This window comes from Methylocystis sp. H4A, from assembly GCF_015709545.1.
Classification (GTDB): Bacteria; Pseudomonadota; Alphaproteobacteria; order Rhizobiales; family Beijerinckiaceae; genus Methylocystis; species Methylocystis silviterrae.
In genome coordinates this window covers 217,188-240,317 of the sequence record NZ_JADNQY010000027.1, presented here as the reverse complement: position 1 = coordinate 240,317, position 23,130 = coordinate 217,188, and the positions used below count along the sequence as shown (strand labels likewise).

The following is a 23,130-nucleotide window of genomic DNA, read 5'->3' as shown; positions in this document are numbered from 1 at the left end:
GGAGGAAACGATGCGCGAAGGCGAAGACGATGGCGGCGTCGCGAGCGAGGCAGTCCAGACTCAGGTCGAGCAGGACGCCGCAAATCGCGAGGAGGACGTGGGACGGGCAAGCGGGATGTTTCTTGCGCGGGTCGGCCGAGACTATCACTACGGCGACAATCTGCTCCGCGCCGCGCGCTTCAATCGAAGGCGGACCAAGAAAGGAGAGCCGCTCTACCGTCCCCTGCGGATATTCATGTCGGAGCCCGTGCGTAATGGCTATACGGGCAATGCGGTTGTGCTGACCGTGCCGTACGAGCCGCTCGAAAAAGGACCAAAGGGGTCTGTGCTGCACGTAATGTGTAGCGATCGTCCCGATTCGGGCGCGGTGGGCGTCGATCTCGAAGAGAACCAGATTCTGATCACGCAGGGCTATACGCCGTCGGCGTCCAGTCCGGAATTTCGACAGCAAATGGTATACGCCGTGTGCAGCGACGTGATCGCAACCTTTGCTGTCGCGCTCGGTCGTGAGCTTTCTTGGGGGTTCGACGGAGAAAGGCTTATAATTAGGCCCCACTTTACTGAAGAGCGCAACGCATATTACGATGGCCATGCGGGCGAACTGCGCTTCGGCTATTTTATGGCTGATCCTAACGCGGGGCATGGCACGCTCCCCAGCAGCACAATCTACACATGCCTTTCACGTGATATTATTGCGCATGAAATGACTCACGCGCTCGTTGCCGGATTGCGGGCTCATTTCGATGAGCCGACGAACCCGGACGTGCTCGCGCTGCATGAGGCGTTGGCCGATCTCGTCGCGATTTTTCAGCATTTCGCCCACAGCGCATCCGTCGAGGAAGCGATCATTCGCGGGGATGGAGAAATTGGACGTGACAAGACGATTTTTGCGCTCGCCGAGCAGTTTGGACACGCGACGGGAATGAACGGGCCGGCGCGAATAGCGATCGACCAATTTCAAGATGAGTACGAATATGGCGACGCTCTCGAGCCTCATAAGCGCGGCTCGATCCTCGTCTCCGCCATTGTCGAAGCGTTTTCGCGCGTTTTCGATCGCCGTGCGGAAGCGATACAGACGATCTACGCCCAATCCACCTGGACCGGCGCACCGCGCCATCCGTCTTATGTGAAGCTTCTGGCTGACCGCGCGGCTAAGACAGCTGAGCAAATGCTGTCGCTCTGCATCCGCGCCATCGATTATTGTCCACCCGTGGATGTGACCTTTGGCGACTATCTCAGAGCCATGATCACCGCCGATCAAGAACTCATCTTCGACGACCGATACAAGTTTCGCCAGGAGCTGATCGCGGCCTTTTCGCGCCGACGGATTTTTCCCGAAGACGTTCCCGATATTTCCGAAGAGTCTCTGCGCTGGAACAGTCCGAAAAGGCCGATTGAACGGGTTCACGCGCTCAGTCTCGCGACGCTTCGTCTTCAGCAAGATCCTGGATCGTCGCCTGCAGCGGATGAGATCATGCGACAGGCGGCGGCGCTTGCAGATGCCGTATTCAACCCAGACAACATCGACGAATTCGGCCTAAAAACGGGGCCAGGTTTCGCACGACCAACAATCGATTCCGTGCGCGTGATTCGGCGTGTGGGTCCTGACCGGCAAGTACAGTTCGGCGTCGTCGCCGAGGTGACGCAATCCGGTCGGATCAGGCTCGATGGAAGCGAAGTCGACGTGATCGGAGGGGCGACAGTCATCTTGAATGGCGCAGGCGAAATCGAATTCGTTATCCGCAAGCGAATCGACAGCGAGCATCGAGCGCGGCGCACAGCGAAATTTCTTGAAACCTGTGTCGGCGCCGAGCAACGCACGTTCAAGGTCGACAAAGGTTCGTTCTGGGGCAGCGTCCATAGAAGGTATCTTTGGAGAGCTGATCGGCATGCTTGACGACTGCCGAAGGAGCCCTCTCTCCGAGGTAGACAATAAAACCCTGCGCCGGAGCTCCTCGGTGTTACCAACACGCGGTTGCCCTCTACACCGCTCTCGGCGGCGGCGGCTAGATGTGAGCTTTCTATATGTTGTCCATCCGGACGAGACCGAGGAAAGTGGAGTTGTGAAGCTTCATCTTTTCCCGGAGGTCCGGATGAACATCCATAAGAATGCCCGTTTGACGCCGAGCGGTCGAGCGTAATTGGCGCGGATGGTCCTGGAAGGCCGCCACTCGATTGCGCAAGTCGCAAATATCTTTTCGAAGCACAAACTTAAGTCGCCTGCGTCGACGATGATTCTGATACGAGTTGTTTCGGTGCTGGAACATCACGATCGGGTTCGTCGGACGGCGCCAGATGGGCGGGCAATTGCGGCTCGCGGTCGATAAGATCGGCGAAATGCGCTTCAAAGGTCCGTCCGGCAAGCGCCGCGTCAAGGCCCGCGAGCGCGGCCGTGATCAGAGCGGCTTCTTCTTCCTCAAGCACGCGCATCGCCGTGCCGAGATGAACGAGCACATGCGCGCCGGGAGGCTGCGCGCCGATAAGCAGCATGGAAATGCGCTCGGTGCGGCCGGCGCCTTCGCAGAGCGCCGACATGTCGTCGCCGTCGATCACGCGCATCGGAACGCCAAGGCACATGGGAATCCGTCCGTCCGATGCTTCAGTCGTGCGCGCGCAAAGCCTTGCGGCTCGCATAGGCGACGCCAAGCGCGCCCGTCGCGACGATGGAAATCCAGCCGAAAGCGACGGCAAGCGCGAGAAGGTGATCAGACTGGGTGGCGATATGCGTGAGGCTCTCGGCGAGCCCATATGGATGCGCGCCCGGATGCGCCTCCGCCATGACAGGCGCGAGCGCCGCCGCGACGAGGATCATTCGCAGGAAGCTCATGTCAATCCCTCCATTCGCCGGCAGCGTTGACGCCTCTCCGGCTCTCATAGCTCTGATGATCGATGTCATGCCTTAACAGCCCCAGTTCCGGCGACAGCGGTTCGGCGCGCCGGACGCAATCGACGTCCCATTCCAACAGGATGTCATGCGCCGCCGTGACAGCGGCGTCGATCGCGCCGCGCACCGGCTCGGTGAGCGGACCGCCCCAGTTTTCGAGATCGAGCGGCTGGCAGCCGACGAGCGCGAGGCGCGAAGGATAATCGCCAAGGAGATCGGCGGCGCTCAGCACTTCCTGAAAGCCGGTCTGATGCAGGCTCATCTTTTTTGAACCGGTGAATTTCGGCACTTCGCCATCACGCACGATCTTCAGCGTTCCGGGCGCAAGGCCGTAATCGATGGCGTCGAAGACAAGAAGATCGTCGGCCTCGCGGACAAATTGCACGAGATAGAGCCCCTGCGTTCCGCCGTCGAGAATTGTGACGTGTTCCGGAAGGGCGTAGCGACGGTGAAACGCCTCCACTGCGCGCACGCCAAAACCTTCGTCGCCCCAAAGTATGTTGCCGATGCCAAGGACAAGCACGCGCCGCGCCACGGATCAGGCTCCATCCTTGAAGTGACGTTCGCCCGAGATCATCGAGGAGATGATGCTCTGGCGCGACATGATGTCTTCGCGCACGGCCGCGTAGATGTGGATGATGATAAACGTGACGATCACATACATGCCGAGGTGATGCCAAGTGTGCACTTCCTGGCTGTTCGGCCAGATATAGAAGACCCAGCCGAAGAGCTTCGCCTCCCAACTGTCGGCGCCTTCTCCTTCCGAATAGAGCGCGAAGCCCGTGACGATCATGAACGCCGACATTAGCGTATACATGGCGAACATCGCCGTCTGCGCCAACGGATTATGGCCGACATATTTCTTGGGCGCCTTTTCGAGGAAGGCATACCAGCGGATTTCATGCGCGAGCTCTTTCCAGAAGGAGGCGCGCCAAACCGGCACGTAATAGATCTGCCGCGAATGCTCGTTGCCCATGAAAGCCCAATAGCCGCGCAGCAGAAAGCCGACGGCCATGATCTGGCCCGCGGCGAAATGGGCGAAGCGGATGTAGCCCATGACGAAATGCTGCGACGCCTCGCCGGCGACAGTCGGCAAGGGAGAGCTGATTAGATAGCCGGTGACGATCAGAACCAGGATGGCGAGGGCGTTGACCCAATGCCAGAGCCGCACCGGCGCCTCATAGACATAGACGGTCGGCTGCGACACGACCCTCTCGCCATGAGAATCGGCGACATCGATTCGCGAAATGTCGGTCATGACCCTCTCCTCAGCGCACCTGCACCTTCGCCATCTCTTGTCCGTCCTCACTCATCACATGCGTCGAACAGGCGAGACAGGGATCGAAGGAGTGGATCGTGCGCAGGATTTCGAGCGGCTGTGCGGGATCGACCATCGGCGTGTTCATCAGCGAAGCCTCGAAGGCGCCGATATTGCCGGCGGGATCGCGCGGCGAGCCGTTCCATGTGGTCGGCACGACGCACTGGTAATTGTCGATCTTCCCGTCCTTGATCTTGATCCAATGCGCCAACGCGCCGCGCGGCGCCTCTGTGAAGCCGACGCCCTTCGTCTCCTTGGGCCAGCTTTTGGGCTCCCACTTCTCGACATTGGCGGTCGCAAGATCGCCGGCCTTGATATTGGCGATCAGCTTGTCGAAGAAATGCCGCATCTGATAGCCGGCCCACTGGCTCTCTAACGCGCGCGCCGCCGTGCGGCCAAGCGTCGAGAAGAGCGCGGAAGTGGGCAGCCCGAGATCGTGCAGCACTTTCTCGACCGGCTCCTTGAATTGCGGCTTGCCCTGCGCATAGCCGACGACCCAGCGCGCCAGCGGGCCGACTTCCATTGCGTGACCGCGCCAGCGCGGCGCCTTGATCCAGGAATATTTGCCGCCCTCGTCGAGCTCGATGATATTGGTTTTCGTGCCCTTGGCGTTCGGTCCGAGTTCGTAATGCGGCTCGGTGACGCCATCCCAGGGATGCAGGCCCTTGGTTTCGTCACCGTATTTATACCAGGAGTGCGTCACGAACTCCTGTATCTCCTCTGGATCGCGATGATCGACGGGATGGATCTCGTCGAGCTTGCCGTTGATGATCGCGCCGCGCGGCAAGAGCAGGTTCTTGTCCGTATAGTCGTTGGCGTGTTCCGGCACGTCTCCATAGGCAAGCACGGATGTGCCGGAGAGGCCGCCGCCATAGAGCCAGTCCTTGTAGAAGGAGCCGATGGCCATGATGTCGGGGATATAGACCTTGTCGTTGAATTCGATCAGTTGATCGATGATGCCGTCGACAAGGTTTAGACGCTCCATATTGATCGCGCCGACCGCGCCGGTTCCGTCAATATTGATCGCGCATGGAACGCCGCCGACGAGCCAATTGGGATGCGGATTCTTGCCGCCGAAGATCGTATGGATTTTCACGATCTCCTTTTGGAAGTCGAGCGCCTCGAGATAATGCGCGACAGCCATCAGATTGGCTTCGGGTGGCAGCCGATAGGCCTTGCTGCCCCAATAGCCGTTCTTGAAGGGACCGAGCTGGCCGGACTCGACAAACTTTTTCAGGCGCGTTTGCAAGTCCTTGTAATAGCCGGGGGAGGACAGCGGCCAGCTCGAAATCGATTGCGCGAGAGCGGAAGTGGCCTTCGGATCGGCGCTGAGCGCCGAAACCACATCGACCCAGTCGAGCGCATGAAGATGATAAAAGTGCACGATGTGATCGTGCACCTGCAGCGCGAGCTGCATGAGATTGCGGATCGAATTGGCGTTCTCCGGGATGGCGATCCCGAGCGCGTCCTCGACGGCGCGCACCGAGGTAAGCGCATGCGTGCCGGTGCAAACGCCGCAGATCCGCTCGGTGAAGGCCCAGGCGTCGCGTGGGTCCCGGTTCTTCAGGATCACTTCGATGCCGCGCCACATCGTTCCGGTCGAAACCGCGTTGCGGATGACATTGTCGGAGTCGACATTCACTTCGACACGTAAATGGCCTTCGATGCGCGTCACCGGATCGACGACGACGCGCTTGCCGCTGTTGTCGAGCCTGAAGCCGTTGGGCGTGTCGACGCCGGCAGAAGCCGTTGCGGCGACGGCGGGAGCGGCGGCGGGGGTTACTTCGGCCGCGCCATTTTGTGAGATGCGCTGCTGCGTCATGGCTGTTATCCTGGAGAGCGGCGTCAGGCCGAATGATCGTTGTTCTTCGAGAGGATGCGCTTAACCGCAGTCGCGGCTGCATGCGTCGCGACCGCCGCGCCGACGACGCCGGCAGCCGCAAGCCCGATCTCATCCGCGTTCTTCTCGACGCCGAATTGATGGATGTTCGTCAGCCGTTCGTAGAAGGGGCCCTTGTCCCAGAAGCCGTCTTCCGAACAGCCAATGCAGCCATGGCCCGACTGGATCGGGAAAGACACGCCGCCGTTCCAGCGCACCGTCGAACAGGCGTTATAGGTCGTCGGCCCCTTGCAGCCCATTTTATAGAGGCAGTGGCCTTTGCGGGCGCTTTCGTCGTCCCATTGCTCGACGAACTGGCCGGCGTCGAAATGCGGACGGCGGTAGCATTTGTCATGGATGCGCTGCGAATAGAACATGTTCGGCCGGCCTTGCCGGTCGAGTTCGGGCAATCTGCCGAAGGTCGTAATATAAGTGACGACGCCGGTCATGACTTCGGCGATGGGCGGGCACCCCGGCACCTTGATGATCGGCTTGTCGTGGATGACCTTGTCGATCGGCGTCGCCTGCGTCGGATTGGGTTTCGCCGCCTGCACGCAACCCCAAGAGGCGCAGGCGCCCCAGGCGATGATCGCCATGGCGTCCTCCGCCATCCATTTCAGCTTTTCGACGAAAGGCTTGCCGCCGTCGATGCAGAACATGCCGCCTTCGTTGAGCGGCGGATTGCCCTCGACGGCGAGAATATATTTGCCTTTGTATTTTTCTTTCGTCTCTACGAGGATCGCTTCGGCCTGATGGCCGGCGGCGGCCATGATCGTATCGTCGTAATCAAGCGAGATCATCGACAGAACGACGTCTTTGACCAGCGGATGCGCCGAGCGGATGAAGCTTTCCGAACAGCAGGTGCATTCGAGCCCATGCATCCAGATGACGGGCGTGCGTTCCTTGGTTTCGAGCGCATTGGCGATCTTCGCGGCGCCGATCGGACCCATGCCGAGACTGGCGGCGGTCAGGCTGCAAAACTTCGTGAAGCTTCTGCGCGTCACTCCCTGTCGGCGAATGACGTCGTAAAAAGTCTCGATTGCGGCCATTCCCGCTCCTCCTGATGGCGTCTTCGTCCCTTCGTCGCGATCTCGCGTCGCGCTTTGTTTTCAAAGGGTGAGCAAGGTCCGGGCCAAGCGCGCCGGTTGATTGAAATTGATTTAATTCCAATAAGCTAGGAGAGTTCGAGGCGCGTCTCGATGAGAATTTTCGCGCGAGAGCGGCTAGTCGATTTTCAATCGCCGGAAAGGCGCTTGCCAGCCCCTCAATGCGCCGTGCAGACCATGCAGGGATCAAAGGAACGGATCACATGCTGCACGGAAGCGGCGCGCGCGCCATGGCCTTCGAGCGGCGCGCCGACGAGCGCCTGCTCGACCGGACCGGCCACGCCGGAAGCGTCGCGCGGCGAGAAATTCCATGTCGTCGGCGCGATGATCTGATAGGCGCGGATCTTTCCCTTCTGTGCGCCGAGCCAATGTCCGAGCGAGCCGCGCGCGGCTTCGACGAGGCCAACGCCCTCGCCGTCCTCATCGTGCGGAGCCACAACGCAGAAGGGCTCGTTCAAAGCCAGCGCCTTCGCCCAGCCTTCCGCCGCCTCCGCCACTAGCGCCAGTTCGATGAGGCGCGCGACGACGCGCACGAAAACATTAGAGCCACGCGAACGCTCAAGAAGGGCGCGCACCAGCGGATGGCCGTGAACCGCCAGCCGCGCGAGCGCGCCAACCTCCGCCGGCCGCCCCTGAAGACGCGGCGCCTTCGCAAAAGAATATGCGCCGGGCTTCTCGACATAAGGCTCCGTGCGCGCGAGCGCCGGCTCTTCCGGGCCGTCACGCATATAGGCGTGCGACACGTCTTCGCGGATCGCATGGGCGTCGAGCGGCAAGAGCGCGCCCGTAACGGGATCGAACACGCCCGCGTTCAGAAAAGCGCCCGCTTCGCCACGATAGGCGCCATAGCTCATCAAGGGATTTGCGGCGCGGCCGAGATTTTCGAGATCGAGCGCGCGCGCGATACGGCAGAAGGCGGCAAAATCGCCATCCGCGCCGCGTCCTTCGCAAAAGCGTTCCAATTCCTCGGGCGTCTTGAGGCCAAGGGGGGCCTCAAGCGGGGCCGCGAACACCGCGGCTTCAAGAAAATGGCGAAAGTCGCGAGCGATTGCGACGAGCTGCGCCTTCTGCCCAAGATCGACGGCGCAGGTCGTTCCGCCCGGCTGAAAGGCGAGACTATGCGGCCATTTGCCGGCGAGTATCCCCATGATTTCGAGAAGACGCCGGCGCGCCTGCAGAACCTCGTTCGCCGCCGGGCCTTCAATCGCCTTGAAACGTCGCCTGGCGGACTCATGCCAGCTCCGCCCCGCATATTGCGCGCGCGCGAAATCCGGCATGAAGAAAATGTAAAAATGCGTGAGATGATCGGCCATGTTCTCGGCCGCATGCGCGAGATTGGCCGCGACGACCCCATTACGCGCCGGCGCGACTCCATAAAGCGCGCGCAACGCCGCCGCGGCCGCCATGGATTGCGAGACGGAGCAGATGCCGCAGATGCGCGGCGCTATGGCGAGGGCGTCCGCCATCGGACGGCCAACCAGGATTTGTTCGAAGCCGCGATAGAGCGGCGTCGTCACGCGCGCCGAAGCGACGGCGTCGTCTTCGATGTCGAGCGACACTTCGAGATCGCCCTCGACGCGATTGAAGGGTCCGACAAGAAGGCGTGTCATTCCTTTGGCCTTCTCGCGCCGCGCGGCGGCACGACGACATGATCGGCCGTGGCGTTCTTTCGCACGCGTTGCGGCGTCGCCGATTTCGACAAGGCCGCGAGCGCCATGAACCAGGCCTTCGGCATGTCGAGCGGCAGACCTATGGGCACGCCGCCGATTTTCGGCGTGCGGTGATAGTCGCGAATATCCTCGAAGCCGGGAGACGTGCAGGCGATACAGGCGAAGCCGCCTTTGGTGCAGGAGCCGGAACCGTTCCAGCCCCGCTGATTGCAGTCGCCAGCAGCCTGCGTCGCCTTGCAGCCAAGATGCTCCATCAGACAGCCGCGCTGCGACAAGGTCTCCGCGCTCGCCTTGAATTCATAAAATTCGTTGCGGCTGCATCCGTGATGCGCGAGATGATCGACATAGAATTTCGGCCGTCCGAGCGCGTCAAGATCGTCCGCCGTCAGCACGTCCAGCGCCAGCGCCGCGAGCGTCTCCATAATCCAGCCGGGATGCGGCGCGCAGCCCGCGACATTGATGACGGGCAGGCCGCGCCGCGACCGATAATCGGCGCCGAGCGCCCCGCCCGCCACGGCCTTGCGATATTGCAGACCGACGGCGTCAGTGGGATCGGGATCCGCGGCGGGAACGCCGCCAAAGGTCGCGCAGGAGCCAATGGCGACGCAATAATCCGCCTTGGCGGCGAGAGCACGCGCCCAATCGAGCATGGCGCGTCCCGTGCCGGCGAGACGATTGAAGAAACCCGTTCCGTCGGGTCCGCAGAGAATCGCGCCTTCGATGCAAAGCGCGTGAAGCGGCGTCTCCCCGGCCTCGACGCGCTCCAGAACGACGCGCGCTTCCGTTCCGGTCTCCTCGCTGACGCTTGGATGCCAGAGCAGGTTGACGCCGAGCGTGTCCAACTCGCGAAACCATCCGCCCGAGCCATGCTCAAGCATGGACATGGTGCAGCCGCCGCAACTTCCGGCCTGAAGCCATAATATGTTGAAGGCGCCCGCGCTCATCCGCCTTCGTCCGCCCGCAACTGCTGTTGCGCGCTGTTCATCGGAAACTGCACCGTAAACATTGCGCCCCCGCCCGGCTGATTGGCGACGACAATGGAGCCGCCATGTTCCTTGACGATGGAATAGCTGATCCAAAGACCAAGGCCCGTCCCTTCGCCGACCACTTTGGTGGTGAAAAAAGGCTCGAACACCTTGTCCAGCACCACATCTGACATTCCGCGCCCATTATCCTCCACGATGATTTCTGCGTGCGCGCTCGTCTTACGGATCGCGACGCGAATGCGAGGCGTAGCGACATCCTTCGTCGCATCGAAGGCGTTGTCGATCAGATTGACGAGCACTTGATGAATCTGCCCCTCATGCGCTTCGACAACGACGCTCTCTTCACAATCGAAAATGATTTCTGCGCGCGTCTTCTTGCTGCGCGCCGCCCAATTTGCCGCCGTGCGCGCGATGCGTTCAAGATCGACGCGCTGGGTTTCGGCGGGCCGGCTGAAGGAGAGGCGCCGCAAATTCCTTACAATGTCGCTGATGCGAACGGCGCCGTCCATCGTCCCTTCGATGAGCGATGGAAGATCGGCAAGAATAGCGTCGATCCTGTAGCGGCGCCGTAACGCGTCATTCTGCGCCTTCACGCTAGACTTCTCGAAATATTCAGCGAGCGCCCCGCGATATTTGTCGAGCGTATGGATATTTCCATAAATGAAACTGATGGGATTGTTGAGTTCATGCGCGACGCCCGCGACGAGCCGACCCAGGCTCGCCATTTTTTCCTGCTCGACGAGTTTGCGCTGCGCCTGCTGCAATTCACGATGCGCGCGGTGCAGCGCCTCATAAGCGCGTTTCAACTCACCGATCGGGCGTCCAGTGAGCACGGCGCCGACGCGCCGCCCCGTATGATCGAACCGAGCAGAGCAATTGATCGCCATGAGATCGGAGGCGCCGTCCGCGGCGAAAAAACGCAGCTCGCATTCCGTGACCTTGCCAGCGACGCCTTCGGCGATCTTCTGCAACGCGCTCGCGCGGTCCTCCTCGACCAGGAAATCCGCAAGGCTCGCGCCGCGCAAGTCCTTCGGGCTCAAACCGGTGATGCGCTGAAAGGCGGGATTGACCTGAAGAATGCGGCCCTTCTCGTCGCACACGACAAGGATATCGGAAACCGAAGCGATAACGCTTGAAATGAACTGCTGCGCTTCCTCAAGCTCGGCGTTCTTGATTTCGAGATCTGACTCATAACGAATGAGATCGGAATAAACCTCGTCGACCTTATGAATGACTTCGAGCCACATATTCTCCGTCTGCGCGTCGTCCGGCAGCCCCGCGCTCTCCGAGAGGAGATCGATCATGTTGGTCGGACGGTGATTTTTACTCCTCGTCATCGCGCAGATCCCGCTCGACGCCATAGCGTTCGATCTTGTTGCGCATTCCGACACGGGAAAGGCCAAGGTCTTCCGACGCGCGGCTGATATTGCCGTCGAAGCGTCGCAACGCGTCCTCGATCATCTCGCGTTCGAGCGCCTCGACGCGCGTCTTGAGCATACGGGCCGCGCTTACGGCCCCGTTCGTCAGTCGCGGAGCGAGAATGCGTGGCGACAAGAGGCTTGCAGGCAGCAGTCCGTCATTTTCCGAGAGCGTCACCATGCGCTGAATTTCATTATGAAGCTCGCGCACGTTTCCTGGCCAAGCGTAGCTCGAAAGGCGCGCCAGCGTCTCGACCGTGAAGCCTTTGACGCCGCGCCTGAAGCTACGGTTGACGTCGGCGAGAATGCGCATCGCGATCAGGTCTATGTCCCGCGGGCGCTCGCAGAGCGGCGGCAGATGAATCGGGAAAGCGGCGATGCGATAATAGAGGTCGCGCCGGAACCGTCCCACCGCGACTTCGTCTTCAAGACTTCGGTTCGTCGCCGCGATCAGGCGCACATTGACTTTGCGCTGTCGTTGCGCGCCGAGCGGGCGGATTTCCCCCTCCTGCAATACGCGCAGCAATCGCACCTGAAAGGCGGCGGAGGTTTCGCCGATTTCGTCGAGGAAGATCGAGCCCCCATTGGCGAGTTCGAACAGACCGACGCGATCCTGATAGGCGCCGGTGTAAGCGCCCTTCTTGCAGCCGAAGAGTTCGCTCTCCAGCAGTTCGTCGGGCAAAGCGCCGCAATTCTGCACGACAAAAGGCTTGTCGGCGCGATCGGAGCCGTAATGGATCGCGCGCGCGAGAAGCTCCTTACCGGTTCCCGACGCGCCGGTGATGAGGACCGAGATGTCATATTCCGTCGCCTTGCGCGCGAGCGCCATAACGGGCGCTACGGGGCTTTCGGGGTGGTGAATGATGCGGCTGAATTCAAAGAGCCGCTTCTCCTTACGGCGACGAGTCACGATCTGCTCTTTGAGCAACTCCGCAGCGGGCTTATTGTCGAGACCTGCGCCGACCTCCTTCTGGTAGCGATAGAGCTGCGCCGCGTCGCGCACGCTGGCGATCAGCTTCTCCGGCTCCCAGGGCTTGGTGATATATTGATAGATGCCTGCTTCATTGACGCCGGCGATGATATCTTCAGACTCGGTATAGCCGGAGATGATGATGCGAATCGGATCGGGCCAGGAGATGCGTGCGCGCTTCAGGAAATCGACGCCTGATTCGCCCGCCATTCTGTGATCGCAGAGAATGACCTGCACGAGTTCGCCGTCGAGGACGCCTTCCGCCTCCTTCGCTCTTGAGACGCAGATCACGTCGAATTCGTCGGAAAGGACGCGTTGCAGCGCCTCGCGCGAGCGAAGCTCGTCGTCGATCACCAGCACGGTCGAAGAAGAAGTCATTGCGTCATCCGGTCCGCAGGTCGCGCGGTTTAACATATGCGAGGAAGCTGTTCTCCCGACAGCCAATCGACGATGCGCCCGCCGCCGAAGCGCGTCGTCATCTCGACGAAATTGCGCTCGTCCTCGACGACATGTCCGATCAGGGCTGCTTCATGTCCCAACGGATGTGCGCGCATGGCGTTAAGCAGCATCTCTGTGGCCTCAGGCGCGCATATCGCCATCAGCTTTCCCTCATTGGCCACATAGAGGGGATCGAGACCCAGAAATTCGCATGCGGCGGCGACCTGCGGCTTCACCGGAATCAGCTCCTCGTCGATCATGAAGCCCACGTTCGACTGATGCGCGATTTCGTTGAGCGCCGCGGCGAGGCCGCCACGTGTCGGATCGCGCATCACGCGCAAAGCGTCGCCCGCCGCCCCAACCATCGCGGCGGTGAGTCCGTGCAGCGCCGCGGAGTCGGACAGAATCTCGACGCCGAATTCGAGATTTTCGCGCCGTGACATGATGGCGACGCCATGATCGCCCATGGAGCCGGAGATAAGCACCGCATCTCCAGGGCGCGCCTTGTCGCACGACAGCGACAGGCCATCCGGCAAGACGCCGACGCCCGCGGTCGAGATAAAAACGCCGTCCGCCTTGCCGCGTTCGACGACTTTTGTATCTCCGGCGACGATAGGCACGCCAGCGGCGCGCGAAGCGTCGCCCATGCTCTGGGCGATGCGTTTCAAATCTCCGAGCAGGAATCCTTCCTCAATGATGAAGCTTGCGGAAAGATATTTCGGCGTCGCGCCGGCCATGGCGATATCGTTGATCGTGCCGTGGACGGATAGAGAGCCGATATCGCCGCCTGGAAAAAACAGCGGCGAAACCACATAGCCGTCGGTCGTCATCACGAGACGGCCTTCCTGCGCATCGAGCGACGCCTGATCGTCATTGCGACGCAGCCAGTCATTGTCGAAGGCGTCATGAAAAATATCGGCGATGAGATGCGCCATCGCGCGCCCGCCCGAGCCATGCGAAAGATCGACGCGGCCGTTTCTAGTATCGAGCTTGCGCCGAACGGGTTTCATGACGATGCTCATGAGGCCGCCCTTTCCATCCGCGCGCGGCTGCGGTCCCGGAACCGGCCATAGGCGTAATGCGCCGCGCAGGAGCCCTCCGACGATACCATGCAGGACCCCATCGGCGTCTCCGGCGAGCACAGAGTGCCGAAGAGTTTGCAATCCGTCGGCTTCTTTGCGCCGCGCAGAATTGCGCCGCATTCGCAGGCCGGATTGTCGGCGGCGGCGACCGTATGAATGCCGAAGCGCTTTTCAGCGTCGAACTCGGCGAAAGCCTCGGCAAGGCGGAGCGCGCTATGCGGCACCATGCCGAGACCGCGCCACTCGAAGCTTTCTTGCAATTCGAAGACTTCGTCCATCTCTTTTTGCGCTCTTGCGTTGCCGTCACGGGTCACGGCGCGAACATATTGATTTTCGACGGCGCAGCGGCCCTCGTTGATTTGGCGGACGAGCATCAGGATCGATTGCATCACGTCGAGCGGCTCGAAGCCAGAGATGACCACGGGCTTCCCAAATTCATTCGCGACGAATTCGTAAGGCCGCGCGCCGATCACCGTGCTGACATGCGCGGGACCCACGATCCCATCGAGCGCCGTCGCCTCATCGCTCTCGCCCGCCAATATCGCGCGCATGGCGACGGGCGTCAGCACATGATTGCAGAAGACGGAGAAATTGCGCAACGCTTTCGCCTTCGCTTGTTTGATCGCGAGCGCCGTCGGAGGCGTCGTGGTCTCGAAGCCAATGGCGAGAAACACCACTTCGCGCTCGGGCTCCGCCTCGGCGATGCGCAGAGCGTCGAGCGTGGAATAGACCATGCGGATGTCGGCGCCCGCCGCGCGCGCTTTCAGCAGACTCGCGCCGCGAGACGCCGGCACGCGCATCAGATCGGCGTAAGTGCAAAGCGTCACGCGCGGATCGGACGCGAGTCTGATCGCGTCGTCAATGCGCCCCACCGGCAGGACACACACCGGGCATCCGGGACCGTGGATCATCGCCACGTTTCGCGGGAGCATATCCTCGACGCCATAGCGCGAAATCGCATGCGTGTGCCCGCCGCAAAACTCCATGAAACGGTAGTCTCTTGCCGCATCGACCTCGGCGGCGATCCTCGCCGCGACGCCCTTCGCGAGTTCGGGATCGCGATATTCATCCACATATTTCATGACGGCGTCTCCATCGCCGCGGCCTCGCGCAAGAGCGCCAGGGTGAGTTCGGCCTCCTCTGCGTCGATCCTCGACAGGGCGTAGCCAACGTGAACGACGACGAAGTCGCCGACCGCGACATCATCCACGAGCGCGACGCTGATCGCCTTGGATACGCCGCCCATGTCGATGCGGGCCATGCCGTCGCCGAGAAGCTCCATCACTTGCGCGGGGATCGCTAGACACATCGAGCAAGTTCCTTGGGAATTCGAGATTGCGCGAAGGCGCGCGCCAGGGCCGCCTGCCCAAGCGAAAGACCGCCGTCGTTCGGCGGCAGCTTTCGTGCGAGCAGAGCCCGCAAACCGAGGCTTTTCAGCCGTTCCGTCAGTCCTTCGGCAAGAACGCGATTCATCATGCAGCCGCCGCCAAGCGCGATCATATCGAGCCGCTGCTCTGTCGCGAACTTCACGACGAATTGCGCAAGCCCTTCGATTAGCGCGCCGTGAAAAAGCTCCGCGCCTTCGCGAGGGCTCATCCGCCCGTCGGCGAGCGCGCCAAGAAGCGGCAGAAAGTCGAGCTCATCGCCGTTAATGCGAAAGCCGTTATCCATCGCGCGCGGCGCGACGACCAGCGCTTCCATCTCCATAGCCGCTTGCGCTTCATAATGCTGGCGCGTCGAAAGTCCGAGAAGCGCCGCGCCGGCGTCGAAGAGGCGGCCCATGCTGCTCGTCACGGGCGGCGCATATCCTTGCGCGATAAGGCGCGCCATCTCCAGCGCGCGCGGCTCGTGCGCGAAGAGTCGCGCCGCCGCGTCGAGACGCCCGAGCTTCGCGAGCGCGCCGACGCCCATTCGCCAGGGTTCGCGCGCGGCTCGGTCGCCGCCCGGCGCTGGCAGCGGCGCGAGTCCACCCAGTCGTCGCCATGACGCGCCGTCGAGGCGCATCAATTCGCCGCCCCAGGATTGCCCGGCGTCGCCAAGCCCATGTCCATCGAGCGCGAGACCGAGCGCGGGCGCCTCGATGCGATGCTCCGCGAGAATGGCGGCAAGATGCGCCGCGTGATGTTGCGCGCGAACGAGCGGCAATCCCAACTCTTCGGCCCAGCGCGTCGAATGATAATCGGGATGGAGATCACAGGCGACAAGCTGCGGCGTCACGTCGAGAAGCTCGATGAGCCGCTGCGCCGTCTCGCGGTAGAAACGCCCCGTCGCGGCATTCGAGAGATCGCCGATATGCTGCGAGATGAAAGCCTCGCGGCCGCGCGTCACCGTGATCGTCGCCTTAAGATGCGCGCCGGCGGCGACAACGCAGGGGCCGTCTCCGGCAAGTTCGATCGGCTCGGGCGCGAAGCCGCGCGCGCGGCGCAAAAAGGCCGGTGCGCCAGCGACGACGCTCATGACCGAATCGTCGACGCGCGTCACGATCTCGCGATCATGCGTGACGATCAGATCGGCGATGGCGCTGAGGCGCTCCTGCGCTTCCCTATTGTCCTTCACCAGCGGATCGCCGCCGAAATTGGCGCTTGTCGCGACAAGGACCAGCTCTTGCGGCGCGTCGCGCCAGCCGCGCGCCACGGGCGCGCCCGCCGCCGCGTGAAAGATGAGATGATGGAGCGGCGTATAGGGCAGCATGACGCCGATGCGATTCAAGCGCGGCGCGACGGCGTCGGCGAGGACGCCTTTACTTTGCGTCAGCACGATGGGCCGCGCCACATCCTCGAGCAAAGCGAGTTCCTGTTCGGTCGCGCGCGCGATCGTCGCGACGGAGGAGACATTGGCCGCCATGACGGCGAAGGGCTTCGCGTCCCGCGCCTTGCGACGGCGCAGTTCCTCTACCGCCGCGCCAATGCGCGCATCGCACATCAAGTGGAAGCCTCCCAACCCCTTCGTCGCGACGATCTTGCCGGCGCGCAGCGCCGCGACGATCTCCGCCGGCGAAGTGGAAAGCTTTGGTCCGCAGGCCGGACAGCAGAGGGGCTCGGCGTGGAAGCGCCGGTTTGCCGGATCGCGATAATCGCGCGCGCAATCGGAACACATAGCGAAGGGCGCCATGGAGGTCCGCGCGCGATCATAGGGCAGCCGCCGCGTCAGCGTGTAGCGCGGCCCGCAATGCGTGCAGGTGACGAAGGGATAGAGATAAAAGCGGCTCGCAGGATCGAAGAGGTCATCGAGACAGTCTTCGCAAACTGCCGCATCTGGAATGATGCGAGTCTCGCTCTTGCCGTCAACAGAGTCGAGAATGACAAAGCTCGAAGAATCGCGCGCCGCGAGTTCTTCGACCTCGATCGCGTCGACGCGCGCGAGCGGCGGTGGACGGCGCGATAGCGCATCGAGAAAAGCGTTGATGCGCTCGCCCTGAACTTCGAGGAGGACGCCAGCCGCGTCATTCTTAACGAAGCCGTCGAGCCGCATGCGCGTCGCAAGATCATAGACGAAAGGCCGAAAGCCGACGCCCTGCACGGCGCCGCGCACGCGCACCCGCAGGCGCTGCGTCGCGGCTCGCACGGCGTCGGCTTGAGCCATTCGCCTTACTCCGCGATCGCCATGCGCGCGGCGCGCGCTTCGATCCAGGCGTAGAAGGCCTGCATGCCTTCGCCGCTTCGCGCCGAAACGACAAGCGTCTGCAGATCGGGATTGACCGTGAGCGCCGCCGCGATACAAGCGCCGACATCGAAATCGAGATGCGGTAGAAGATCGGCCTTGTTGAGTAGCATCAGATCGGCGGCGGCGAACATGTCTGGATATTTGAGCGGCTTGTCCTCGCCTTCCGTCACCGACAGCACGACGACCTTATGCGCTTCGCCAAGATCGAAGGCCGACGGACAGACAAGATTTCCGACATTCTCGATGAAGAGCAGCGCATTCTTTTCCGGCGCGAGCGTATCGATCGCATGGCCGACCATATGCGCGTCGAGGTGGCAGCCCTTGCCGGTGTTGATCTGCAAGGCGCGCGCGCCGGTCGCGCGAATGCGCTCCGCGTCGTTCGATGTCTGCTGGTCGCCCTCGATCACGACGATCTCGCGTCGCGCCTTCAAATCCTCGATTGCGCGCACGAGGAGACTGGTTTTTCCCGAACCGGGACTGGAAACGAAATTCAGCGCGAAATTGCCGTTGGCCGCGAGGCGATGACGGTTTTCGCGCGCATAGGCGTCATTCTTCGACAGAATGTCGCGCTCGATCTTTACGATGCGCTCCTGGCTGAGGCCGGGCGCATGAACGCCGGCCAGTCCGGCGCCGTAATCGATCGAGTCGTCGCCATGGCTCTTCACGCCATGGCGCTCCGCGCCATGTTGGTGATGATGGTCATGGTCGTGATGTTCATGGTCAGGATGATGGTGATCGTGGTCGTGTCCATTATGATGATGACGGCCATGGCCAGCGTGATCATGCGCCTGAGCATCGCGTTTTTGGGTCTTGTCCTTGTCTTCGACGACGCTTGTTCCGCAACCGCAGACAGTGCACATCAGGCGACCTCCAGTTCGATGAGGCGAAAATCGTCGCCGCGCGTCATTTGAACGCGATGGCGTCCGCATTCGGGGCAAGCTCCGAAGCGCTCGGTCAACGCGACTTCCTTGCCGCAGTCGAGACACCAGCCGGCGCCCGGAACATCCGCCAAATCCAGGGCGGCGCCTTCGCACATCGAGCCGCGAACCACGGCCTCAAAGCAAAAGCGCAAGGCGTGCGGATCGACATGGCTCAGCGCGCCGACGGCGACGCGCAGGACGGCGACGCGGCGCGCGTCGGCCTTGCGCGCTTCCTCCTCGGCGAGATCGATGAGGGCTTCCATCAGCGACATTTCATGCATGCAGCGCCTCGCGAAGTCTGATCTCGCAGGATGCGCAGGGATCGAACAATGCCGCAAGCGTCGCGACGAACCGCCGGGGCTCGGCGACGTCGAGCTTAGTCGCCGCAAGCGCCTGGGCGAAAGGCCCAGCGGGATGGAAGTTCCATTCCGTCGGCGCAAGAATATCATATCTCGTCACGGCGCCTGATGCGTCGATTTCGACGCGATGGAACAAAAATCCGCGTGGCGAGTCCACCATGGCGAAGCCTTCGCCAAGCCGTCGCGAACCTGCAACGACGAGATCTCCCTCGCCCGCCAAGAGTTCCCTGCTCGCCAACGCGTCCAGAGCCTGGGCGATGTCGTGAAAGCGCGCCTGAAGCCTTGCCGCGAGCAGTCCGACATTGCGGCGCAGGTAAGCGAAGTGACGCGCGAAGGGCCCGGTTTCGACGACGCGCCCCGGCAGATGCGGGCGGGCGAGAAAATTCGCGTTTCGCTCACATAGGGCGCGATGCACGGACTCTATGTCGTCAATTGCTAGAAAGTCGACGCCGCTTAACCAAGGCGCGATCTGCGCATATTGCAAGGCGTCTCGCCATAACTCAGCGAACCAGGCTGTAGGATTCTGACCCGCTTCAAGCGGCGCGCCGACTTCGCATGCCGCCTCCTTCAAAGCGGCGTGGAGAGAATTGTCGTTCCCTTCGCCGGCCGCGCGGGCGGCCCCAAGCGCCTTGCGCAAGGCCGGCAGATGCGCAAGACGACGGGGATCGCTTTTCTCGCCGGGCCAATCCAGCAGACTCGCGCGCAAATGTTCGGCGACGCGCTCGGCGTAGAGCATGCGTCTCCAACGCCAACGCAAGGCGTCAGGCGTGGGTCGCGCCTGCGCCGCCGCCATCGCCGCTTCGCTTGCGATGCGCTGCGAGGCGGCGCAGAGGGTGAAGACCGAGCCGATCAGACTCGGCGCGGCGCTCGCCGCCTTCCCATAGAGAATTCGTGTGGCGTCGACTTGTCGTCGCGGCGTGACCTTCGCCTCTTCCACCCTGTCCTCAATACGCGTCACCTCGACGCCAATGCTCGTCGACATCTCCCGTGACTCGCTCATGGACTGGCGCTCATGGCGCGACATGCGTTTCGTCGCGCTTCGCGCCGAAAATAAGCGAACGGCGATCCAGCAACGCGGGTCTCCGCGCCGCCGCGGCGTGTGCGTCCGCTAAAGCGGGATCGAACAATTGGTCGAGCGCGGCGAGAGCGACGGCGCGCGCCGCGGCATGATCGGCAAAATCGTCCATCGGAGAAAAGAGCGAGCAGCTGTCGACGCGGCCGAAGCCTTCGAGCCGTCCAACGACAAAGCCCACGCGCCCGGCGGTCAGCGGCCAATAGGCCGTTTCGCCAAGAGCCTTCGGCGGGAGCTCCTCGGCGTCCGCTGCGCAGATCATAAGGTTCATGAACCAGGGCGTGAGAATGACGCCGACCGCATGGCTGACATAGGGCTGGAAGCCGACCGCTTCGATCTCCAGCGCCGGATTGCAGATCGGCAGATCGCGCATCGCTTCATGGACGCGCCGGTAGTGATCGGCGAGCCGCGCGCCGGCGAGCGTCGCCGCCGCTTCGCGCGCGGGATCAACCATCGCGCTCATCGGCGAGCCTCATGAATTTCGCCCGCGGCGCGTCGCAATTCGGACAACGCCAATCCGCAGGCAATGCGCTGAAGGATACGCCAGGCGGAATCTGCCAGACGTCGTCGCCAAGCGCGGGATCATAGACATGCCAGCACACGCCGCATTCCATTTTGGCGCTGCCGTCTAGATCGCGAGGCGCATCGAAATTCTCGAAGCTCATTGGAAATAGGCCTCATGGATCTCGCGGAGCCGCTCGCTCGAATCATGAAAATCCTCGGTCGCCGCCAAAGCGACGACAGGCACGCCGCCGATTTCGAGCGTATCGAGAATGATCTCGTCCATGGCGTTGAAATATTGCACGGACCAGACGTGGCGCGTCGCCGTCGCATGAATGCGGCACTTGCCGTAGCCGCGCGACACGAGACCGACAGGCCCCTCTCCGAGCGAAGCCTGCAGGAAGCTCATGTCTTCCGGCGCCATCGGAAACAGCATGAAATTGACGATGTGAGACTTGGCGCCCGGCGCGAAGGCCGCGACGCGCGCGCGAATCTCCGCGAGCAGCGGCATGACGTTCATGGCGCCATCGGGCGCTTCGCCAAAGGAAACGTCGCGCGCATTGACGATCGCCGCGCGCTTAACGATCTCGGGAATGTCGCTGACCTCAAGATAATCGCCGACGAGCCGATCGTCGGCGTCGCTGAAGCGCACGCGCCAGAGGCCGGCCATGGTCGATTCCGCGATTTGCGCCGTGACGCCGTCCGGCAACGCGACGACGCCGCTCACCTCGCCCGCGCCGAGCGCCTGGTCGAGGAGTTCGCGCTCGTCCGCGGTGCGATCGGTAACGTCAAAGAGACGGCCCTGCTCTTCCGCCTTCTGAAGGGCGAGCGCCTCCGCGAGTTCGAGGAGAAGGATTCCAACGCCGGCGCAACGACGAACGAGGTCTTCCGACTTCTTATTCGCAAGACTGCCGAGACGTAGACTGAGGCCCGCGGAAAAGACGTCGTCGAGGCCGATCAGCACGACCGGCATCGCCTCGTCCGCGCCTTCTGGCGCCGCCCAAAATCCTGCTTTCACGGGTCAGGCTCCCGCTCTGAAAGAAATCTCGACCTGCGGCCTTTTCGGTCCGGCGAGCACAGGCGCGCAAGGGTCGAGAAAACCCTCGATCTTCGCGATGTAATCGGCCCAGTCCCAGATTTTCGGCATGACGCCGACGGGCTCGCGTCCCCGCATGACGACGAGGCTTGGCGACACATAGGCGTGAAGCCGCGGACGCAGTCTTTCTTCGGCTTCGGGGGCGATCACGGCGCCGCGCAGGCGATCCGAAAAATGCGACAACAGTTCGGGCAGCACGACCGCGACATCGCCCGTCTCGGGACGATTCGCGCCATCGCCGGAAAGGAACAGCAGGGCCTGCGCGCGCTCCTTGGACACGCCGTCGAGAAATTCTTCGAGGCTCAACTCATCCACGAGCGGCAACCGCGCCCGTTCGATCAGGCGCCGCAGCAAAGGCGACATCGGCAACTCCTCCCAACTTTCTTTTTTGGAGAAATTGCAATGAGGGCGCCAAGGCGGAGCCACAGCGCATTTATTTACTACACATTGAATTCAATGCATTTTTAAAGACTTTAAACTCATGCGCCGCTATTGGGATGGAATCTTCCTTTTCTTTTTGATAATGAAGTTTCCACATGAACAAAGTTCAAAAATAGGCGGGCTCGATTAAATATCAGCCCGCCATCGCCGACCCGTCGTCTTCAAGTCGAGCCCGCCCACGAAGGCGTCAATGAAGCGGACCGGGACGTCGGCGGTGACGTAATCGTCGATTGCCTCGGGCAGGAGCAGCAACTGCGAGCGATCAGAACCGGGAATGTGCGTCATGCCCGATTCTACTATGACGCTCACGCCCGCAGAATCCCCCTCAGCTAGAGCTTTCACACGGCCTGAATGTGCTTTCGATCCCAAAAACCGCAAGAAAGCGATTTGGGCTGATCAAGAAGCGTCTTGGCGCCGCGTTTCATGAATTGGCGCGGCGGCGAGATCCGCCCCATCAAAATGTCCACAAGCGATCAGGGGGGTCTTTTTCGCACCGCTTACAACCAGTGCGGTCGAAGTTCGTTGCGATGGTCATTGCGATATGTCGCGGACGAAACTGCTCGAACCGCAAAATTCTTTATCTCGACGAGATCGAGAAGGCCGTCCTCACTGGTCTGCAACAGCATCTCAAGGCGCCAAATCTATTGAAGGAGTTTGTGAGGACTTACCAGGAAGAGCGCGAGCGGCTGGCGGCTGATAAAGTGAGATAGCGTAGCAAGCTCGAGAGCAGGCTGGCGGAAGTCCAGCGTTCGCTCGACAGGATGTGGTCCGATTACGAGACAGAACGGGTCCCAGTCGAAATTCTGGGGCCGAGGATGAAGGAAGCCCAGGCGGAAAAATCGCGCTCCTGGCTGAGCTGGAGGCACAGCCTGAGGTAGAAAAGATCGTCGGACTGCACCCCGCCGCGCTTCAGCACTTCGAAAAGCTGGTCGGACAGTTAGGCGAAGTTTTCGGGCGCGGGGTGACGCCTGACAACGAGGAGGCGGCGGAGAAAATCCGTGAACTGGTGGCGAAAGTCGTCGTCAAGCCGTCCGATCATGGGTTCAAGATCGAGATTCAGGGACGCCTTACTTTGCTTATGGGTGCCCCGAATGTCTACCCCAACATGCGCATCGCCGCGTCGGGGGAAAGGTGGTAGCGGAGGAGGGACTCGAACCCCCGACACAAGGATTATGATTCCTCTGCTCTAGCCGACTGAGCTACTCCGCCCCGACCCGCCTCAGCGGTCTGGAAGAATTTGCGATATAGGTCGGCGTCCCCGCGCAAGTCAAGGCTGCGAATTATAGCGCGACAATCACATTTGTAGCGCGACAAAAAACGATAAAAG

The 23,130-nt window shown here is 61.9% G+C and carries 24 protein-coding genes and 1 tRNA gene; 2 read left to right on the top strand and 23 right to left on the bottom strand.

Annotated features, from left to right (window positions below):
* The first annotated feature begins 10 nt into the window (after window positions 1-10).
* Window positions 11-1,897 carry a hypothetical protein gene (locus tag IYW40_RS15865; RefSeq protein WP_196401271.1) on the top strand — a complete coding sequence of 629 codons (1,887 nt, stop codon included), beginning with the start codon at window positions 11-13 and terminating at the stop codon, window positions 1,895-1,897.
* 314 nt (window positions 1,898-2,211) lie between these two features.
* On the opposite strand, the gene IYW40_RS15860 is transcribed toward IYW40_RS15865, so the two are convergent.
* The 22 genes from IYW40_RS15860 to IYW40_RS15755 all read right to left on the bottom strand — a co-directional run bounded on the left by IYW40_RS15860 (window position 2,212) and on the right by IYW40_RS15755 (window position 22,112).
* A complete protein-coding gene (locus IYW40_RS15860; protein WP_246720843.1) occupies window positions 2,212-2,577 on the bottom strand; it encodes a HypC/HybG/HupF family hydrogenase formation chaperone in 366 nt (121 codons plus the stop codon).
* 22 nt (window positions 2,578-2,599) lie between these two features.
* Entirely contained in the window at window positions 2,600-2,827 is a 228-nt protein-coding gene (locus tag IYW40_RS15855) for a hypothetical protein (protein WP_175093187.1), read from the bottom strand.
* A 1-nt stretch (window position 2,828) separates the two neighbouring features.
* Entirely contained in the window at window positions 2,829-3,419 is a 591-nt protein-coding gene (locus tag IYW40_RS15850) for a HyaD/HybD family hydrogenase maturation endopeptidase (RefSeq protein ID WP_196401270.1), read from the bottom strand.
* 3 nt (window positions 3,420-3,422) lie between these two features.
* The gene (cybH, locus tag IYW40_RS15845) at window positions 3,423-4,142 is read right to left on the bottom strand and encodes a Ni/Fe-hydrogenase, b-type cytochrome subunit (protein WP_196401269.1); all 720 of its coding nucleotides are present in this window, start codon (window positions 4,140-4,142) and stop codon (window positions 3,423-3,425) included.
* Window positions 4,143-4,152: 10 nt separating this feature from the next.
* Window positions 4,153-6,024: a nickel-dependent hydrogenase large subunit gene (locus IYW40_RS15840; RefSeq protein WP_196401268.1), complete on the bottom strand. Its 1,872-nt coding sequence runs from the start codon at window positions 6,022-6,024 to the stop codon at window positions 4,153-4,155.
* A gap of 23 nt (window positions 6,025-6,047) precedes the next feature.
* Window positions 6,048-7,130: a hydrogenase small subunit gene (locus IYW40_RS15835; protein ID WP_196401267.1), complete on the bottom strand. Its 1,083-nt coding sequence runs from the start codon at window positions 7,128-7,130 to the stop codon at window positions 6,048-6,050.
* 215 nt (window positions 7,131-7,345) lie between these two features.
* A complete protein-coding gene (locus IYW40_RS15830) occupies window positions 7,346-8,797 on the bottom strand; it encodes a nickel-dependent hydrogenase large subunit (protein WP_196401266.1) in 1,452 nt (483 codons plus the stop codon).
* Window positions 8,794-9,801 (bottom strand): HupU protein, encoded by a 1,008-nt coding sequence (locus IYW40_RS15825; protein WP_196401265.1) that lies wholly within the window; start codon window positions 9,799-9,801, stop codon window positions 8,794-8,796. Before IYW40_RS15825 ends, IYW40_RS15830 begins: the two co-directional genes overlap by 4 nt.
* Window positions 9,798-11,180, bottom strand: coding sequence for an ATP-binding protein (locus tag IYW40_RS15820; protein ID WP_246720842.1), 1,383 nt, complete (start codon window positions 11,178-11,180; stop codon window positions 9,798-9,800). The genes IYW40_RS15825 and IYW40_RS15820 overlap by 4 nt, the downstream gene beginning before the upstream one ends.
* Window positions 11,167-12,609, bottom strand: coding sequence for a sigma-54 dependent transcriptional regulator (locus IYW40_RS15815; protein WP_196401264.1), 1,443 nt, complete (start codon window positions 12,607-12,609; stop codon window positions 11,167-11,169). The genes IYW40_RS15820 and IYW40_RS15815 overlap by 14 nt, the downstream gene beginning before the upstream one ends.
* Before the next feature lie 29 nt (window positions 12,610-12,638).
* Window positions 12,639-13,691 (bottom strand): hydrogenase expression/formation protein HypE, encoded by a 1,053-nt coding sequence (gene hypE, locus IYW40_RS15810; RefSeq protein WP_196401263.1) that lies wholly within the window; start codon window positions 13,689-13,691, stop codon window positions 12,639-12,641.
* Complete coding sequence (gene hypD, locus IYW40_RS15805; protein ID WP_196401262.1) at window positions 13,688-14,833, bottom strand: hydrogenase formation protein HypD; 1,146 nt, start codon at window positions 14,831-14,833, stop codon at window positions 13,688-13,690. The genes hypE and hypD overlap by 4 nt, the downstream gene beginning before the upstream one ends.
* Window positions 14,830-15,060 (bottom strand): HypC/HybG/HupF family hydrogenase formation chaperone, encoded by a 231-nt coding sequence (locus IYW40_RS15800; protein WP_196401261.1) that lies wholly within the window; start codon window positions 15,058-15,060, stop codon window positions 14,830-14,832. The genes hypD and IYW40_RS15800 overlap by 4 nt, the downstream gene beginning before the upstream one ends.
* Entirely contained in the window at window positions 15,051-17,333 is a 2,283-nt protein-coding gene (gene hypF, locus IYW40_RS15795; protein ID WP_196401260.1) for a carbamoyltransferase HypF, read from the bottom strand. Before hypF ends, IYW40_RS15800 begins: the two co-directional genes overlap by 10 nt.
* Window positions 17,334-17,338: 5 nt before the next feature.
* Window positions 17,339-18,274 carry a hydrogenase nickel incorporation protein HypB gene (gene hypB, locus IYW40_RS15790; RefSeq protein WP_196401259.1) on the bottom strand — a complete coding sequence of 312 codons (936 nt, stop codon included), beginning with the start codon at window positions 18,272-18,274 and terminating at the stop codon, window positions 17,339-17,341.
* On the bottom strand, window positions 18,274-18,615 hold the full coding sequence (gene hypA, locus IYW40_RS15785; protein ID WP_196401258.1) for a hydrogenase maturation nickel metallochaperone HypA: 342 nt from the start codon (window positions 18,613-18,615) through the stop codon (window positions 18,274-18,276). Before hypA ends, hypB begins: the two co-directional genes overlap by 1 nt.
* On the bottom strand, window positions 18,608-19,693 hold the full coding sequence (locus IYW40_RS15780; RefSeq protein WP_196401257.1) for a nickel-dependent hydrogenase large subunit: 1,086 nt from the start codon (window positions 19,691-19,693) through the stop codon (window positions 18,608-18,610). The genes hypA and IYW40_RS15780 overlap by 8 nt, the downstream gene beginning before the upstream one ends.
* A 10-nt stretch (window positions 19,694-19,703) precedes the next feature.
* Window positions 19,704-20,228 carry a [NiFe]-hydrogenase assembly chaperone HybE gene (gene hybE / locus IYW40_RS15775; RefSeq protein WP_246720841.1) on the bottom strand — a complete coding sequence of 175 codons (525 nt, stop codon included), beginning with the start codon at window positions 20,226-20,228 and terminating at the stop codon, window positions 19,704-19,706.
* Window positions 20,212-20,430: a rubredoxin gene (locus IYW40_RS15770; RefSeq protein ID WP_196401256.1), complete on the bottom strand. Its 219-nt coding sequence runs from the start codon at window positions 20,428-20,430 to the stop codon at window positions 20,212-20,214. Before IYW40_RS15770 ends, hybE begins: the two co-directional genes overlap by 17 nt.
* Window positions 20,427-21,284 (bottom strand): hydrogenase expression/formation protein, encoded by an 858-nt coding sequence (locus tag IYW40_RS15765; RefSeq protein ID WP_196401255.1) that lies wholly within the window; start codon window positions 21,282-21,284, stop codon window positions 20,427-20,429. The genes IYW40_RS15770 and IYW40_RS15765 overlap by 4 nt, the downstream gene beginning before the upstream one ends.
* Window positions 21,285-21,287: 3 nt before the next feature.
* Window positions 21,288-21,725: a hydrogenase accessory protein gene (locus tag IYW40_RS15760; protein WP_196401254.1), complete on the bottom strand. Its 438-nt coding sequence runs from the start codon at window positions 21,723-21,725 to the stop codon at window positions 21,288-21,290.
* 204 nt (window positions 21,726-21,929) lie between these two features.
* Entirely contained in the window at window positions 21,930-22,112 is a 183-nt protein-coding gene (locus IYW40_RS15755) for a hypothetical protein (protein ID WP_196401443.1), read from the bottom strand.
* Between the two features lie 652 nt (window positions 22,113-22,764).
* Here IYW40_RS15755 and IYW40_RS15750 point away from each other — a divergent pair.
* Window positions 22,765-22,941, top strand: coding sequence for a hypothetical protein (locus tag IYW40_RS15750; protein ID WP_196401253.1), 177 nt, complete (start codon window positions 22,765-22,767; stop codon window positions 22,939-22,941).
* Here IYW40_RS15750 and IYW40_RS15745 read toward each other — a convergent pair.
* Window positions 22,936-23,012: transfer RNA gene (locus IYW40_RS15745), tRNA-Met, on the bottom strand. The genes IYW40_RS15750 and IYW40_RS15745 overlap by 6 nt on opposite strands.
* Window positions 23,013-23,130 lie beyond the last annotated feature (118 nt).

What these genes read in the sequence shown, in the direction of transcription:
- IYW40_RS15820 (WP_246720842.1), bottom strand. Translation starts at nt 11,180, where the DNA reads ATGACGAGGAGTAAAAATCACCGTCCGACCAACATGATCGATCTCCTC.
- hypA (WP_196401258.1), bottom strand. Translation starts at nt 18,615, where the DNA reads ATGCATGAAATGTCGCTGATGGAAGCCCTCATCGATCTCGCCGAGGAG.
- hypF (WP_196401260.1), bottom strand. Translation starts at nt 17,333, where the DNA reads ATGGCTCAAGCCGACGCCGTGCGAGCCGCGACGCAGCGCCTGCGGGTG.
- IYW40_RS15865 (WP_196401271.1), top strand. Translation starts at nt 11, where the DNA reads ATGCGCGAAGGCGAAGACGATGGCGGCGTCGCGAGCGAGGCAGTCCAG.
- cybH (WP_196401269.1), bottom strand. Translation starts at nt 4,142, where the DNA reads ATGACCGACATTTCGCGAATCGATGTCGCCGATTCTCATGGCGAGAGG.
- hypD (WP_196401262.1), bottom strand. Translation starts at nt 14,833, where the DNA reads ATGAAATATGTGGATGAATATCGCGATCCCGAACTCGCGAAGGGCGTC.
- IYW40_RS15840 (WP_196401268.1), bottom strand. Translation starts at nt 6,024, where the DNA reads ATGACGCAGCAGCGCATCTCACAAAATGGCGCGGCCGAAGTAACCCCC.
- IYW40_RS15860 (WP_246720843.1), bottom strand. Translation starts at nt 2,577, where the DNA reads ATGTGCCTTGGCGTTCCGATGCGCGTGATCGACGGCGACGACATGTCG.
- hypE (WP_196401263.1), bottom strand. Translation starts at nt 13,691, where the DNA reads ATGAGCATCGTCATGAAACCCGTTCGGCGCAAGCTCGATACTAGAAAC.
- IYW40_RS15830 (WP_196401266.1), bottom strand. Translation starts at nt 8,797, where the DNA reads ATGACACGCCTTCTTGTCGGACCCTTCAATCGCGTCGAGGGCGATCTC.
- IYW40_RS15780 (WP_196401257.1), bottom strand. Translation starts at nt 19,693, where the DNA reads ATGAGCGAGTCACGGGAGATGTCGACGAGCATTGGCGTCGAGGTGACG.
- IYW40_RS15825 (WP_196401265.1), bottom strand. Translation starts at nt 9,801, where the DNA reads ATGAGCGCGGGCGCCTTCAACATATTATGGCTTCAGGCCGGAAGTTGC.
- IYW40_RS15855 (WP_175093187.1), bottom strand. Translation starts at nt 2,827, where the DNA reads ATGAGCTTCCTGCGAATGATCCTCGTCGCGGCGGCGCTCGCGCCTGTC.
- hybE (WP_246720841.1), bottom strand. Translation starts at nt 20,228, where the DNA reads ATGAGCGCGATGGTTGATCCCGCGCGCGAAGCGGCGGCGACGCTCGCC.
- IYW40_RS15760 (WP_196401254.1), bottom strand. Translation starts at nt 21,725, where the DNA reads ATGTCGCCTTTGCTGCGGCGCCTGATCGAACGGGCGCGGTTGCCGCTC.
- IYW40_RS15815 (WP_196401264.1), bottom strand. Translation starts at nt 12,609, where the DNA reads ATGACTTCTTCTTCGACCGTGCTGGTGATCGACGACGAGCTTCGCTCG.
- IYW40_RS15835 (WP_196401267.1), bottom strand. Translation starts at nt 7,130, where the DNA reads ATGGCCGCAATCGAGACTTTTTACGACGTCATTCGCCGACAGGGAGTG.
- IYW40_RS15800 (WP_196401261.1), bottom strand. Translation starts at nt 15,060, where the DNA reads ATGTGTCTAGCGATCCCCGCGCAAGTGATGGAGCTTCTCGGCGACGGC.
- hypB (WP_196401259.1), bottom strand. Translation starts at nt 18,274, where the DNA reads ATGTGCACTGTCTGCGGTTGCGGAACAAGCGTCGTCGAAGACAAGGAC.
- IYW40_RS15770 (WP_196401256.1), bottom strand. Translation starts at nt 20,430, where the DNA reads ATGAGCTTCGAGAATTTCGATGCGCCTCGCGATCTAGACGGCAGCGCC.